The organism is Aeromonas sp., assembly GCF_051657805.1.
GTDB lineage: Bacteria > Pseudomonadota > Gammaproteobacteria > Enterobacterales > Aeromonadaceae > Aeromonas.
Window position 1 is genome coordinate 296,834 of the sequence record NZ_JBOFLJ010000003.1, and the last position, 13,618, is coordinate 310,451.

At 64.8% G+C, this 13,618-nt stretch carries 13 protein-coding genes and 1 other RNA gene; 3 read left to right on the forward strand and 11 right to left on the reverse strand.

The window, feature by feature from the left end:
* Positions 1-69: 69 nt before the first annotated feature.
* From gcvT to ACRCYW_RS01735, 4 genes are all read right to left on the reverse strand, one after another.
* Entirely contained in the window at positions 70-1,167 is a 1,098-nt protein-coding gene (gene gcvT, locus ACRCYW_RS01720) for a glycine cleavage system aminomethyltransferase GcvT (protein WP_438548449.1), read from the reverse strand.
* A 398-nt stretch (positions 1,168-1,565) separates the two neighbouring features.
* On the reverse strand, positions 1,566-2,798 hold the full coding sequence (locus tag ACRCYW_RS01725; RefSeq protein ID WP_438548450.1) for an FAD-dependent 2-octaprenylphenol hydroxylase: 1,233 nt from the start codon (positions 2,796-2,798) through the stop codon (positions 1,566-1,568).
* A 65-nt stretch (positions 2,799-2,863) separates the two neighbouring features.
* Positions 2,864-4,084, reverse strand: a complete 1,221-nt coding sequence (gene ubiH, locus ACRCYW_RS01730) for a 2-octaprenyl-6-methoxyphenyl hydroxylase (protein ID WP_438548451.1) — start codon at positions 4,082-4,084, stop codon at positions 2,864-2,866.
* Positions 4,085-4,281: 197 nt separating this feature from the next.
* Positions 4,282-4,851 carry a UPF0149 family protein gene (locus ACRCYW_RS01735; protein ID WP_438548452.1) on the reverse strand — a complete coding sequence of 190 codons (570 nt, stop codon included), beginning with the start codon at positions 4,849-4,851 and terminating at the stop codon, positions 4,282-4,284.
* Between the two features lie 173 nt (positions 4,852-5,024).
* Here ACRCYW_RS01735 and zapA point away from each other — a divergent pair, with 173 nt between their 5' ends.
* Entirely contained in the window at positions 5,025-5,360 is a 336-nt protein-coding gene (gene zapA / locus ACRCYW_RS01740) for a cell division protein ZapA (protein WP_438548453.1), read from the forward strand.
* Between the two features lie 17 nt (positions 5,361-5,377).
* A non-coding RNA gene (ssrS, locus tag ACRCYW_RS01745) (6S RNA) lies at positions 5,378-5,559 on the forward strand.
* Between the two features lie 223 nt (positions 5,560-5,782).
* Here ssrS and emrD read toward each other — a convergent pair.
* From emrD to ACRCYW_RS01770, 5 genes are all read right to left on the reverse strand, one after another.
* A complete protein-coding gene (gene emrD, locus ACRCYW_RS01750; protein ID WP_438548454.1) occupies positions 5,783-6,982 on the reverse strand; it encodes a multidrug efflux MFS transporter EmrD in 1,200 nt (399 codons plus the stop codon).
* A gap of 284 nt (positions 6,983-7,266) precedes the next feature.
* Positions 7,267-8,697, reverse strand: a complete 1,431-nt coding sequence (locus tag ACRCYW_RS01755; protein ID WP_438548455.1) for an ABC transporter ATP-binding protein — start codon at positions 8,695-8,697, stop codon at positions 7,267-7,269.
* Positions 8,694-9,530, reverse strand: a complete 837-nt coding sequence (locus ACRCYW_RS01760; RefSeq protein WP_438548456.1) for an ABC transporter permease — start codon at positions 9,528-9,530, stop codon at positions 8,694-8,696. Before ACRCYW_RS01760 ends, ACRCYW_RS01755 begins: the two co-directional genes overlap by 4 nt.
* A 2-nt stretch (positions 9,531-9,532) precedes the next feature.
* Complete coding sequence (locus ACRCYW_RS01765; protein WP_438548457.1) at positions 9,533-10,495, reverse strand: ABC transporter permease; 963 nt, start codon at positions 10,493-10,495, stop codon at positions 9,533-9,535.
* On the reverse strand, positions 10,492-11,934 hold the full coding sequence (locus ACRCYW_RS01770; protein WP_438548458.1) for an ABC transporter substrate-binding protein: 1,443 nt from the start codon (positions 11,932-11,934) through the stop codon (positions 10,492-10,494). The genes ACRCYW_RS01765 and ACRCYW_RS01770 overlap by 4 nt, the downstream gene beginning before the upstream one ends.
* On the opposite strand from ACRCYW_RS01770, the gene ACRCYW_RS01775 reads away from it, so the two are divergent.
* The gene (locus ACRCYW_RS01775) at positions 11,933-12,103 is read left to right on the forward strand and encodes a hypothetical protein (RefSeq protein ID WP_438548459.1); all 171 of its coding nucleotides are present in this window, start codon (positions 11,933-11,935) and stop codon (positions 12,101-12,103) included. The genes ACRCYW_RS01770 and ACRCYW_RS01775 overlap by 2 nt on opposite strands.
* 163 nt (positions 12,104-12,266) lie before the next feature.
* Here the strand turns inward: ACRCYW_RS01775 and ACRCYW_RS01780 are convergent, their stop codons facing one another.
* Positions 12,267-12,932: a glutathione S-transferase family protein gene (locus ACRCYW_RS01780; protein WP_438548460.1), complete on the reverse strand. Its 666-nt coding sequence runs from the start codon at positions 12,930-12,932 to the stop codon at positions 12,267-12,269.
* A gap of 46 nt (positions 12,933-12,978) precedes the next feature.
* Entirely contained in the window at positions 12,979-13,587 is a 609-nt protein-coding gene (locus ACRCYW_RS01785) for a glutathione S-transferase family protein (protein WP_438548461.1), read from the reverse strand.
* Between the last annotated feature and the right edge of the window lie 31 nt (positions 13,588-13,618).

Below are 13,618 nucleotides of genomic sequence, written 5' to 3' on the forward strand. Positions count from 1 at the left end.
CTTCCTTTATGTACTTGGATCGCTTTTATAAAAGAGCGGGCGAAGGGCATCCTCCGCCGCCATCAATCATTACACCAGTGGCTGGCCGTTGCGCACGAAGGCCGGTTTGGTGACCTTCACGGTGACCAGCTTCTTGCGGATCTCGACCTGAGCCTCGGAGCCGATGTCGCGGGGCACCCGGGCCAGGGCGATGCTGTAGCCCAGGGTCGGCGAGAAGGAACCTGAGGTGATCACCCCTTCGCGGGTTTCGCCGCTCTCGCTGGTGAAGGTGACCGACATGCCGGCACGCAGCACCCCCTTCTCTTCCATCACCAGGCCCACCAGCTTGGGCTGGGTGCCGGCGGCCTTCTGGGCCTCCAGGGCGGCGCGGCCGATAAACTGGCGATCCGCGGGCTCCCAGGCCAGGGTCCAGGCCATGTTGGCGGCGAGCGGAGAGATAGATTCGTCCATGTCCTGACCGTAGAGGTTCATGCCGGCTTCGAGGCGCAGGGTGTCACGGGCACCGAGGCCGCAAGGGGCCACGCCGTTGTCCAGCAGCGCCTGCCAGAGGGCACAGGCTTGCGGCTCGGGCACCACGATTTCGTAGCCGTCTTCACCTGTGTAGCCTGTGGTGGCGATGAAGAGATCGCCGGCCTGCACGCCGAAGAAGGGCTTCATGCCCGCCACGGCGGCGTTCTGCTCAGGGCTGAACACCTTGGCCGCCTTGGCCTTGGCCTGGGGACCCTGCACCGCGATCATGGCGAGCTCCGGGCGCTCGGTGACGCTCACGGCAAAGTCGATGGCGTGATGACGGATCCAGGCCAGATCCTTCTCGCGAGTGGCGGAGTTCACCACCAGGCGGTAGAAGGTGTCGCCGAGATAGTAGGTGATGAGGTCATCGATGACGCCACCGTCCGGGTTCAACATGCCGCTGTAGAGGGCCTTGCCGGGGACGGTGAGCTTGGCCACGTCGTTGGCCAGCAGGTGTTGCAGGAAGGATTTGACCCGCTCGCCGGTCAAATCGACGATGGTCATGTGGGAGACATCGAACATGCCCGCATCGGTGCGCACCGCGTGGTGCTCTTCCAGCTGGGAGCCGTAGTTGATGGGCATTTCCCAACCGTGGAAATCCACCATCTTGGCGCCCGCTTCCAGGTGCTTGGGATGCAGTACTGTAGTCTGGATCATCGCATTCTTTCCTTAGCAAAGAGCCCTAAAGCGTTGGCGACAACACCTGAGCCCCTCCCTCTCGCTGTTGAGAGGAACAGGACCACCAGGTCTGTGCTCGTTCTCGCCCTTGCAGGGCAAGAGTGATTCCGTGAACGGTGCGGATTATATGACAAGAGCCTGATGCCTCCGCTCAAAAAAAACTAATCCACACTCTTTGAACTGACACCAGACACTAAGGCAAAAACAGTGATAAAAACAGTATCAACCGGTATTTTGCGGGATTAAATGTTGGTTTTCACCGTTTCGTCACAATTTACAGAAAAACGTTTCGCTTCCCGCCAACATTAAAGGCTGAGGCCCCATGGGGGCATTCAGCCTCATCAGATTAGTTTTATTGCAATAAACCCCGGGTAAGATTAGATTTTTTCACCCTTGGCCAGGGCGGGCAGCTCACCGTCCAGCCCCATGGCGGCCCGGATCATCCCCTGCTTCAGGGGCGTCAGGACATCGACCGCCCGCAGCCCCACCCCGCGCACCAGCTTCTTGAGCGGGTTGCTGCCACCAAATAGCCGCTTGAGCCCTTCCATCGCCGCCAGCATGCGGGCGGCCTCGCTCTTGCGCCAACGCTCGTAACCCCGCAGGTTGTCGAGCAGGCCGATGTCGGCGCCCGCGCGCTGGCTCTTGAGCAGTTGCTCCGCCAGGGCCGCCGCGTCCAGCAGGCCGAGGTTGACCCCCTGCCCCGCCAGCGGGTGTATGGTGTGGGCCGCGTCCCCCACCAGCACCAGCCGCTCGCGGGCAAAGTCGCGAGCATAGCGGGCGGTGAGCGGGATGGCGCTGCGCGCCCCTTCCACCTTGCACAGCCCGAGCCGACCGTCGAAGGCCACCGTGAGCTGGCGGTTGAACTGCTCCTCGTCGCAGGCACACAGGGCCTCGGCCCGGGCGGCGGGAATGGACCAGACGATGGAGCAGAGGTCAGGTTGCCACAGGGGCAGGAAGGCGAGCGGCCCATCCGGGGTGAAGATCTGGCGCGCCACCCCGTCGTGGGGATCGCTGGTGCGCACCGTCGCCACCAGGGCGTGGTGGCCGTAGTCCCAGCTGGTGAGCGGGATATCCGCCTGACGGCGCACCCAGGAGTGGGCACCGTCGGCAGCCACCACCAACCTGGCCGAGAGGGCGCGGCCATCTTCCAGCAGCAGGATGGCCCCCGCCTCGCTCACCTGCAGGCTCTGGGCCCGGGCCGGGCTCAGCAACTGGATGTTGCTCGCGCCACCATCGCCATCAAGAATGGCATCCAACAATGCAAGCTGGATGACCCGGTTCTCCACGATATGGCCGAGGGCGGACTGGCGCAGGCTGGCGGCATCGAAATCGATATGGCCGAAGCTGTCCTGCTCCCACACCGCCATCCTGTCGTAGGCCTGCAGGCGCCGCCCCGCGATACCGTCCCAGGCCCCCACGGACTGCAGGATGCGCTGGCTAGCGAGGCTCAGGGCGCTGACCCTGTTGTCCGGCGCCTCCCCGAGCACGGTCTCGGGCAACTGCCCCTCCACGATGGCCACGCTCAGGGCACTGTTCTTGAGGGCGGCGGCGAGTCCGAGGCCCACCATACCGCCCCCTACTATCACCACATCCACCGTCTGCATTTGCATCTTCTATTCCTTCTAACCAGCCGCCATGGCCGGGCATCATCAATCAATTGGCAGGGAAGCCGGCCTCATCTCGTCGTCTGGCTGACGAAACCCAGGGTCTGGTTCGCCAGCGGCGCCTTGAGGCAGGCCAGGCGACCCATCAGGGAGAGCGCCAGGTTGCGACCCGCCACCAAGGGACCATGGCCGTTGGAGAAGAGCTGGGCCAGGGACGAGGTCAGCCAGATGGTGTGGGCCTGATCGTCCCGGCGCTTTTGCCAGTAGCCGCTCAGCACCTCGAAGCTGCCGATGTCCTCCCCCGCCGCGATCGCCTTGCCAACCGCCTGGGTGAGCAGGTCGAGGTCGCGCATGCCGAGGTTGAAGCCCTGGCCGGCGATGGGGTGCAGCAAATGGGCGGCATTGCCCACCAGCACGGTGCGCTGGGCCAGGGGATAGTCGGTGGCCGCCAGGGCCAGGGGATAGACATGGCGGCTGCCGGTCTGCAGGAAGCGCCCGAGGCGCCAACCGAAGGCCTGCTGCAATTGCGCGAGGAAGGCATCGTCATCGAGCCCCATCAGCGCGTCCGCCTGATCTCGCCGCACGCTCCACACCAGGGAGGAGAGCCCGTTCTGCATCGGCAAGAGCGCGAGCGGCCCCCCCTCGGTGAAGCGCTCGAAGGCGCGGCCGGCCGGATCCTCCGCCGTCTTGACGGTGGCGATGATGGCGCTCTGGCCGTAGTCGTGGCGGGTCACCGGCAGCTTGAAATGCTGGCGCACGGTGGAGTTGCCCCCATCGGCCGCCACCAGCAGCCGGGTCTGGTAGTGCTCGCCACTGGCAAGGCGCAGCCTGACCCCCTCCTCCAGCGGCACCATGTCCGCCAGCTGGGCCGGGCAACAGACCCGGATGTGCGGGCACTGTGCCATCCCCTGTTGCAGGGTGATCCCCGCCGCCGACAGCTCGATCACCTGGCCGAGTGCCGGCAAGCCATATTCCGCAGCAGAGAGGTGCGTCTGGCCGGCATGGCCCTTGTCGGAGACATGGATATGGGTGATGGGGGCGCAGTGGGGGGCGAAGCGCGGCCAGAGACCGTGCCGGGTGAGGGCCTCGCAGGTGCCCGCCGACAGGGCGATGGCCCGGGCATCGAAGCCGGGGTGCGCATTGAGCTCGGGGGCGCTCGCCTCCAGCAGCAGGATCCGCAGGGGCTCGCCATCCGCGCCGCGCAGGGCCGCGAGGGAGAGTGCCAGCACGGCGCCGCTCATACCGCCGCCGACGATAGCCACATCGACGTGAACCAGATCAGATTGAGACATGAGATGAGGGAGAAAACTGAAAACGTGGGGCAATGCTACCACAAAGCCCGGGGGCAGGATGCGACAGCGCGGGCAAAAAGCGCAGTGGCGTCCGGTGGTTAACTCATTTCCCCTGCCAGGGGGTGCCCGCCGCCACGCTCGCAACAAAAGAGCAGAGCGCCAAGGGGCGCTCTGTGTCATCTCTCTGCCGGCGAGGCTCAGTGCAGGGTCGGCGGGGTGCTCGGGGTCTCCGGGCGCTTGCCAAACTCCTCGAACGCCATCATGACGCCGAGGCGCACGTGCTCGTAGAGCACCAGGAAGGAGGCTTCGTTCTCCTCGTCTTCCTGATCGAACTCGGCGCTCACCTGGGTGATGCTGGCGATGTCCTGGATCATCTCCTGCAGCTCTTCCGAGGCCCGGGAGAGCTCCTGCTGCACCACACCGAAACCGGCGAGGAAGGCCTGGGACCAGTCCACCAGGGAGTCGATGCGCTCATCCAGCGGCGCCTCATCGCTCGGCAGCAGCAGCTCGACCCCTTTCTGGGCCATCAGGCTCTCGATGACCCCCTGATAGAGGTCGGTCATCACCTGGCGCACCGGGGCCGGTAGACCGAAACCGTCGTTGACCAGATCGTTGAAGGGGGGTAGCCAGCTCTTGTCGTCCAGCGCCACGCCACCGCAGATCAGACCACAGATCACGCCATGGGCCTCGACAGCCGTCGCCATCAGCTCATGCTGCTCCATCAGGTCGGCCACGGCCGCGTATTTCAGGGGGGTTGTTTTGCTCATCTACGATCCGCTCAAAGTTCAGGCAAATATGCGAAATTTATGGTCAGGATCCTAGCATTCTCCCCCTTCCAGAGCCAGCAAGGCCTTGAAACTTCTGCATCTGCGCTATATAGTCCCGCCCAGTTGTCCACGTGGATAAAGGCGGAGAAAAGCCCCGCCGTATTGAGGAAGGCATGAGCATAGAGGCCGTAGAAATCGTCATTCTGGGACGTCCCTACAAAGTATCCTGTCCCCTGGGACAACAGGACGCCCTGCGCCAGGCCGCCGACCAGTTGTCGGACAAGCTCATCGACTTGCGTCAGCGCTCCAAGGTCTCCAGCAACGAACAACTTGCTGTGATGGCGGCGCTCAATTTCTGTCATGAGCTTTGCCTTGAAAAAGAGAAAAACCACCAATACTCTGAGACCATGGACAAGCGGATCAAGATGCTGCAGCGCACCATAGAAGCAGCCCTGATCGAGCACGGACAATATGGCGAGTCCAATGAAGAAGAGGGCCTTCAGCCCTAATCGCCACCTGTTTCAAGAATTCCCTGGAGTGTTTGTCAGCCGGTTCAAGTCCCCGAGCCGATATTCATACCAAACAGGGGATCTGCCTTCTGGCTATTGCGCATGCTCGGCTCGACCGAGAAGCCTGCGGTCAGACACGATCCCCGCCTTGAACCGACGGTTCAAGGGCCCAAACCGGCAACGGCATTCCGGGGTGCCAACCAAAAAGCCCGTCAGTATACTGACGGGCTTTTTCTTTGCCTGCTTCCCGCCAACATGGCGATCCGCTCTGCCACTTCACACACCGCCACCTATTGCTGCCAGGTTGCATCAAGGCAGAGTGTTATCTTGGCTCACCCTCCCCTATTTCCCACCTTCTCGCAGGATAAGCACCCATGAAAAAGCCCGCCGGGATGGGTGGGCTTTTGACAGGCGAGGGCGCGTCAGACGGCCATCTGCTCGTGGGGTGAGCCGTGATGACGCAGCCAGAGGAAGCTCAGGGCCACGATCAGCACCATCACCGTCATGATGACCCCCAGGGTCAGCTGCCCCTGCATGGGGAAGCTGGCCGCCAGCAGGGTGACGATACCCGCCCCCAGGTTCTGCATGCCGCCGAGGATGGCTCCGGCCGTCCCCGCCTGACCCGGGAAGGGCTCGATGGCGCAGGAGGTGGCGGTCGGATAGAGGATACCGCTACCGATGAAGTAGACAGCCGCGCCGCCCACCAGGGAGGCCGCACTCACCAGCCCGAACAGCCCGGGCAGCAGGATGATGAGGGACCCCAGCCCCAGGAAGGCGATGCCGAGGCGCATCAGCTTGCCCTGGCTCAGGCGATAGCTCAGACGGGCCGAGAGCCAGGCCCCGAACAGGTAGCCGGGCAGCGGCAGCACGAACAGCACGCTGACGGTGCGGGCGCTCAGTTTGAGCACATCGCCGAGCAGCACACCGGCCGCCGCCTCGAACACCGCGAGCCCGGCGAAGGTGGCCATCAGGCAGAGCAGGTTGCCCTGGAAGCGCGGATTGCCGAGCACGTGGCGGTAGGCGGCGCCAACTCGCAGCGGCTGCTGGCGGGCCGCCTCGGGCAAGGTCTCGGCGAACCAGAGCAGCAGCGCCAGGGTAGTCAGGGCGCCGAAGCCGAACAGGAACCAGTATCCGGCGCGCCAGTTGAACAGCTCGGTCAACCAGCCCCCCAGCACGGGGGCCAGCAGCGGGGAGAAGATCACCCCCATGCTCACCAGGCTGTTGGCCCGGTTCAGCTCGGCGCCGTTGTAGCGATCCCGCATCACGGTACGGCTCATGGCGCCGCCGGCCCCCGTCCCCAGCCCCTGGATGAAGCTGCCGGCCAGCAGGGCTGCGAAGTGCGGGATCAGCTGTATGGTCAGGGTGCCGACCAGGAACACCATCATGCCGATGAGCAGCACGGGGCGGCGACCGATCCTGTCCGACAGGGGGCCATAGACGAACTGGGAGAGACCGTAGGGGATGAGGTAGCAAGCCATCACCGCCTGCAGCTGACCGGAGGCCACATGGAAGTCCCCCGCCATCATGGGAATGGAGGGCACATACAGGGTCTGGGTCATCTGACCCACGGCGACCATCAAGATGGTCAGGAAGAAGAGGGGATAGAAACTGTGCCGATTCATAGCTGTCGTCCGAAAATCATCAAAATGCTGCCACGCCCCTGGCAGAGGGCTGCGAGGGGATCCAAACAAGGTCACTGAGGGTAAACACACAAGGCGGAGGACCCGCACCCGCCAGGAGCAGGACGCTCTTCTGGCAGCGGCAATATTAGTGATTCATATCACAAAAAACGAACGAATCTTTATAATCTGCTTTCCCTAGTTTTTCTAATGTGACGGGGCAAACTGCCCCGCCGGACATAAGAATCAGGGGCTTATCTGTGTTCACCCCCTCCTCTGACGGCCGCTTAGCCGCACGCCGCCAGGGAGGGTCGGGCAGATGTCGCTGACGGGGGCAAGCCCCCCTCGAGGAGCAGGCAACGCTCCCCCATCTTGAGGGCCAGATCCTCGTCGTGGGTCACCAGCAGGAGGGCGCAACCTGTCTCGCCGAGGGTCTTGTCGAGGCAGGCCATGGTCTGCTGCTGGCTGAGGGGGTCGAGCCTGGAGGTCGGTTCATCGGCAAACAGCAGCACGGGGCGCAGCAGCAGGGCACGGATGAGGGACAGCCGCTGCAACTCGCCACCGGAGACCTGGCCGGGCAACCGCTCGAGCAGCCAGGGATCGAGCCCGAGCCGCTCGAGATAACCATCCAGCGCTGACCGGGACAGCCGATGGCGGCGCAGCAGATCGTCGAACAGGGTGCCGAGGCGCACCCGGCTGGCGAAGGCCTGCACCGGATCCTGATAGAGCTTCTGCCAGCGGTGGGGTGCTATCCCCGCCCTTCGCCTCACCCGCCCCGCTCGGGGCGACTGTAGGCCGAGCAGCAGGTTGCCGAGGGTGCTCTTGCCGACACCACTCGGGGCCATGACGGCCAGCCGTTCCCCCTCCGCGATCTGTACGTCGAGCCCCTCGAACAGGGTCTGGTCCCCATAGCCCATGCCGAGCCCCTCCCCCTTGAGCAGCCACTCCCCCTTGGCCGGGAAACGGGATACGGGCCAGGCCGATGGCTCCGCCGCCAGCAGTTGGCGGGTATAGGGATGGGTTGGTTGGTGCAGGACCCGTTCGGCTGGCCCCTGCTCCACCACGTCCCCGTCCCGCAGCACCAGCACCCAGCCCCCCAGCCCCCGGGCCAGGGCGAGATCATGGGTGATGGTCAACAGGTGGCGGGACTCGGCGAGGTAGCCGAGCAGCAGTTGCAGCAAGCGGGCCCGGGCCCGGCTGTCTAGCCCCTTGGTGGGCTCGTCCGCGATGAGCAGGCGCGCCTGCCCCAGGGTGGCCGCGGCGAAGGCCGCCCGCTGGGCCATGCCGCCGGAGATCTGGTGGGGGAAATGACCCTCACAACCGGCCAGCCCCAACCCCGACAAGGCGGCCCTGGCGTGCACCCTGGCGTGCGGGCGGTCACCGAGCCAGCCCTCCTCCACCTGGCGCAGCAACCCCATGGTGGGATCCAGCGCCAGCACAGGCTCCTGGGGCAGCATGGCGATCTCCCGTCCCCAGAGGGTGCGCAGCCGCTCCGGTGTCTCCAGATCGTAGTGCCGGCCCGCCACCGTCAGCTGTCCCTGGCCGGTGAGCGGCCTGGGCAAGGTGCCCATCAGGGCGTGGGCCAGCAGGGACTTGCCGGAGCCGCTCTCCCCGATCAGGGTCAGCGCCTGTCCCGGCGAGAGCGCGAGGCTCAGCTCCTGCAACAATGTCTCGCGGCCATTCCTGACCCTGATGCCTTCGATATGGATGGCGCTCATGAGGATCCTCCTGCTTTCACTGCCTGCCTTTGTCCCGGCGGCGTGGGGTCGTTCTCCCGGCACGCCGCCCCTTGATTGAGTAGCACCAAGGCCAGCAACATCAGTCCCATCACGGCGATGGGGGCCAGCAGCAGGCGGGGCGCCTCCTGATAATGGGGCAGCGCCTCCGTCATCATCAGGCCGAGTTCCGGGGTCGGCGGCTGAATGCCCACCCCGACGAAGCCCAGGGTCGAGAGGGTCAGGATGGCCCCGGCGAGGCCGAAGGCCATCATGGTGAGCAGTTGGGGAGCCAGCTCGGGCCAGAGGTGGCGACGGATCACATAGCCATTGCCAAAGCCGAGCAGGCGGGAAGCCTCCACCTGGGGAGAGACCAGCAGGGTGCGGCTGCGGGCCCGCACCACCCGGTAGTATTCCACCCACTGGGCCATGGCCAGGCCGAGATAGAGGATGGCAAAGCCCCCCTGGGCCATGGCGGAGAAGAGCAGCACCAGCAGCAGGCTCGGCAGGGCCAGCACGCCATCCGCCAGGCTGCGCAGCAGCCCGTCCAGCCACCCCCCGTGCCAGGCGCTGAGCCAGCCGAGCAGGCAACCGAGCAGGGCGGCTGTGAGCACGCACAGCGCGCCCAGGGTAAGGGAGAGTCGGGCGGCCGAGGCCAGCCGCGCCATCAGGCTGCGGCCCATCTGATCCTGCCCCAATGGCTCCTGCCAGGAAGGGCTCGCCAGGAAGCGGGAGAGATCCTGAGCCGCAGGATCGGGCCAGACGAGGGGGGCCAGCAGGGCGAACAGCACCATCAACAGCAACAAGGCCAGGCCGGCCTTGAATGAATAAGACACGATCAGGACTCCTTGGAACCGCGGGGATCGATAAGCAGGCAGAGTAAGTCAGTCAGGGTGTTGAGCAGCACGAAGAGCGCCGCCAGCACCAGCACTGTGCCCTGCACCATGGGCACGTCGCGCCAGAAGACGGCGTGCACCAGGGCGTGGCCGATGCCGGGCCAGGCGAACAGGCTCTCCACCACCACCACCCCCTCGATGAGCAGCACCAGTTGCACGCCGGTGTAGGCGATGATGCTGACCCCGCTGTTGCGCAGGCCATGGCGCCAGAATACCCGCCAGGGGGAGAGCCCCTTGGTGCGGGCGAAGCGGTAATAAGGGGATGCCACCACCCCCAGCATGCTCTCGCGTACCACCCGAGCCAACACGCCGGAGAGGCCGAGCCCCAGGGTCAGGGCCGGCAGCCAGAGGCTGTGCCCCTCCCCGTGGCCGACGGCGCTGAGCCAGCCGAGCTCGGCGGAGAGCAGCACCATCAACACCAGGCCGAGCAGGAAGGGGGGCAGTGCCCGCATCAACACGCTCCAGCCCAGGGTCAAACGATCCCAGAACCCGCCCGGGCGTAGGGCGCTCAGGCTGCCCAGAGGCAGCGCCAGCAGGAGCGCCAGGGCAACGGCGGCCAGCGCCAGGGAGAGAGTCGCTCCCAGATGATGGGCTATCTCCCCCGAGACCGACGCCCCTGTCACCAGTGAGTTGCCCAGATCCCCCTGCAACAGGGCCCAGAGCCAGTCGCCGAAGCGGCCGAGGGCCGAGCCCGCGAGGCCCAGCTCGGTGTGCACCGCGGCGGCGGCCTCGGCGGTGACATAGTCATAGCCATAGCGGCCGGCGGCGATGCGAAAGGCGATGTCCCCGGGCAGGGACTGCACCATCAGAAAACAGAGTCCCGCCACCAGCAATGCCACCATCAGGGCCTGCACCAGCCGCTGGCTCAGGATCCCCATCACGGCGCTCATGGAGATACCGTTCATGGCTGGCCCCAGGAGAGCCGGGTCAGATAGTAGCTGCGCTCCTGGGGATCCAGTTCAAAGCCCTTGAGATCCCGGCTCACCGCCGCGCTCTGGCGATACCAGGCGATCGGCAACAGGGGCAGTTCCTGCTGCAAGTGGGTGGCGATGTTCAAGCGAAGTGCGGCGGCCTCATCGGTAGGCAACTTGTCCCGCCCAAGCCGGGCGAGCTGATTCGTCAGGGCCGCAGATTGCCAGTGCATCACCCCCCAGTCCGAACCACCCGGCGCCAGATCCCCCATGAGGGTCACCAGGGGATCCGGCACCAGGGCGTAGTTGCGCGCATAGAGGCCGAGCTGGAGGGTGCCATCCTGATGACCCGCCGGGATCTCGCTCGAGTTCCCCACCGCCACCTTGAGATCCACCCCCACCGCCTTCCACTGGGCCTGCAGCGCCGTGGCCAGCAGCGGCAGCTCTGGCCTGTCCGGGAAAGTGCGCAGGGTCAGGGCAAAGCGCTCATCCCCTCTTTGCAGCACGCCATCGCTCCCCGGCTGCCAGCCCGCCGCCGCAAACGCCGCCTGGGCGGCCTTGACGTCATAGGCCAAAGGGCTGAGCCCGGGCTGGTGCCACTCTCTCAGACTCGGGGGGAAAAGCTGGGTCGCCGCCATCTCGGGATCCCGCAGCAAGGCGGTCGCCATGCCGACCCTGTCGGTGGCGAGGCTGAGTGCGCGGCGCACCGCGGGCTCACTCAGACGCGGGTCGGCGCCGTTCAGCTTGAGCTGTATGGTGCGCGGCAGGGTCACCGAGGCGATGCTCACCCTGGGCGCCTGCTGCAGACGACGGATACTCACAGGATCCAGCCCCCATGCGATGTCCGCCTGACCGCTCTCGGCCATCAGGGTACGGCTCTCGGCGCGCCCGACCGTGAGATAACTGACCTGCTCGATGGCAGGCTTGGGGCCATCCCAGCCATCGAAGCGGATGGTTTCGACCCGCTGGGGCTGCTGCAACTGGGCTATCTGATAAGGCCCGGAGCCTATGACCCGGATCACCTGCCCCCTGTCGTCATAGGCGGCCCTGGCCAGGATCTGGGTGCTGGGGTGGGCCAGCACGGCGGCCAGGGGGGCGAAGGGCTCGTGCAGGGTAACCAGGAGGGCGCCGTCCCTGGCCTCCATCACGGCGATAGGTGCGCTTTGCAATACCCCTGGCTTCCCCCTGGCCTGCTGCAGTGCCCAGGCGACTTGCTCGGCACTCACCTCGGTTCCGTCGTGAAAATGGGCGTGGGGACGCAGGGTAAAGCGCCACTGCAAGCCATCCTCAGACACCGACCAGGCGCTGGCGAGGCCGGGTAGCAGGCTCCCCTTGCCATCGACCTCCACCAGCGTCTCCGCCACCTGCAAGCGGGTGAAGAAGACCCCGTTACTGGCGGGATCCAGGCTGTGGATTTCCCAGGGTCCGACCATGGAAAGCGGTTTGCCATGGGCGCCACTTATCCCCGCCACCAGCGCCAGCGTGCACCATGCTGCATGCCTGTATCTTCTTGTCATCCTGTCCATCCAAACGAAAATCATTACCAAGAAAAATATGATTCGTTATAACATAACAAAATGGGGCGACGATAATGTTTTTTGAACGGCGATGGATAATGACCATTGGCACAAGAGGCGGGGTTGGGAGGGTATGGACCGCTGCTCCCCGGTTAACGACCAAGCACAACCCAGTGCCACCCCATGAGAGCCGCGAGAAAATGGATAAAAAAATGGCCCCTCTTCGGGGCCATCACTTCATTTGTCGCTCAGCGGGTCATCATGGACTGCACCCGCTTGGCCGCCTCTTCCGGCGTCTCCTCCTTGCGCGGCGGTATGTTGATCCCCTTCTGGCAGGCGGGTTTGGCCGCCATGCGATCCATCCAGGCCTGCAGATGAGTCAGTCCCTCGATGGAGATGCCGCTCCACTCGTGGATCCGCACCCAGGGCCAGGTCGCGATGTCGGCGATGCTGTACTCGTCCGCCAGGTACTCGTGGTGCGCCAGGTGGCCGTCCAGCACCTCGAACAGGCGGCGCCCCTCCTTCTGGTAGCGCTCGATGGCGGCCGGGATCTTCTCCGGGAAGTAGCGATAGAAGACGTTCGCCTGCCCCATCATGGGACCGACGCCCCCCATCTGGAACATCAGCCATTGCAAGGCCTGGGAGCGGCGTTTGGGATCCTTGGGCAGCAGCTTGCCCGCCTTCTCCGCCAGATAGATGAGGATGGCGCCGGACTCGAACACCGCGAAGTCATCGTTGTCCCGATCGACGATGGCCGGAATGCGGCCATTGGGGTTAATGGCCAAAAAGTCGGGCTGCTTCTGATCCAGCGCCGACAGATCGAGGGGGATCACCCGGTAGGGCAGGCCCAACTCCTCGAGTGCTATGGTGACCTTGAAGCCATTGGGGGTGGCGGCGGTATAGAGATCGATCATCTTGGACTCCTTTTCATGGGAACTGTCTCTTCATGGGATTGGGTCGTCAAGCCTGGGCGCTGGGGCGGGCACTGACCCGCTCATGCCAGGCCTGCAAATGAACCTGGCTGGGGGTGATGCGAAGATCCACCACCTTGCCAAAGTCGATGGTGCACAAGGCCAGGATATCGGCGATGGTGAAGCGCTCGCCGGCCACATAAGGCGCCTGTGCCAACCTGGCATCGAGCTTCTCGAGCCAGAGTTTAGCGTTCTGCTTGCACTCTGCCCCCCACTCGGGGAAGGGGGTTTCCCGGTCCTTGTAAAACCCCGTGATGTGGCGAAACGCCATGCCGGTTGGCAACCAGAGGTTGAACTCGATGAAGCGGCTCCACATCTCTATGGTCGCCCGCTCGAGGGGAGTGCTGCCAAACAGATCCGGCTCGGGATGAAGTTCTTCAAAATAGCGGCAGATGGCGAGGGTTTCACTGAGATAAGTGCCATCGTCGAGTTCCAGCACCGGGATGCGCCCGGCCGGGTTCTTCGCCAGAAAGTCGGGGCCGAGGTTCTCTCCTGCTCCCAGATCGACCTGCTGATAGGTCATCGCTATGCCCTTCTCCGCCAGGAACATCCTGACGCGACGGGCATTGGGGGTGCGCCTTAGCTCATAAACCTTCATATCACTCTCCGTGGACAAGTCTTCCCTGTGC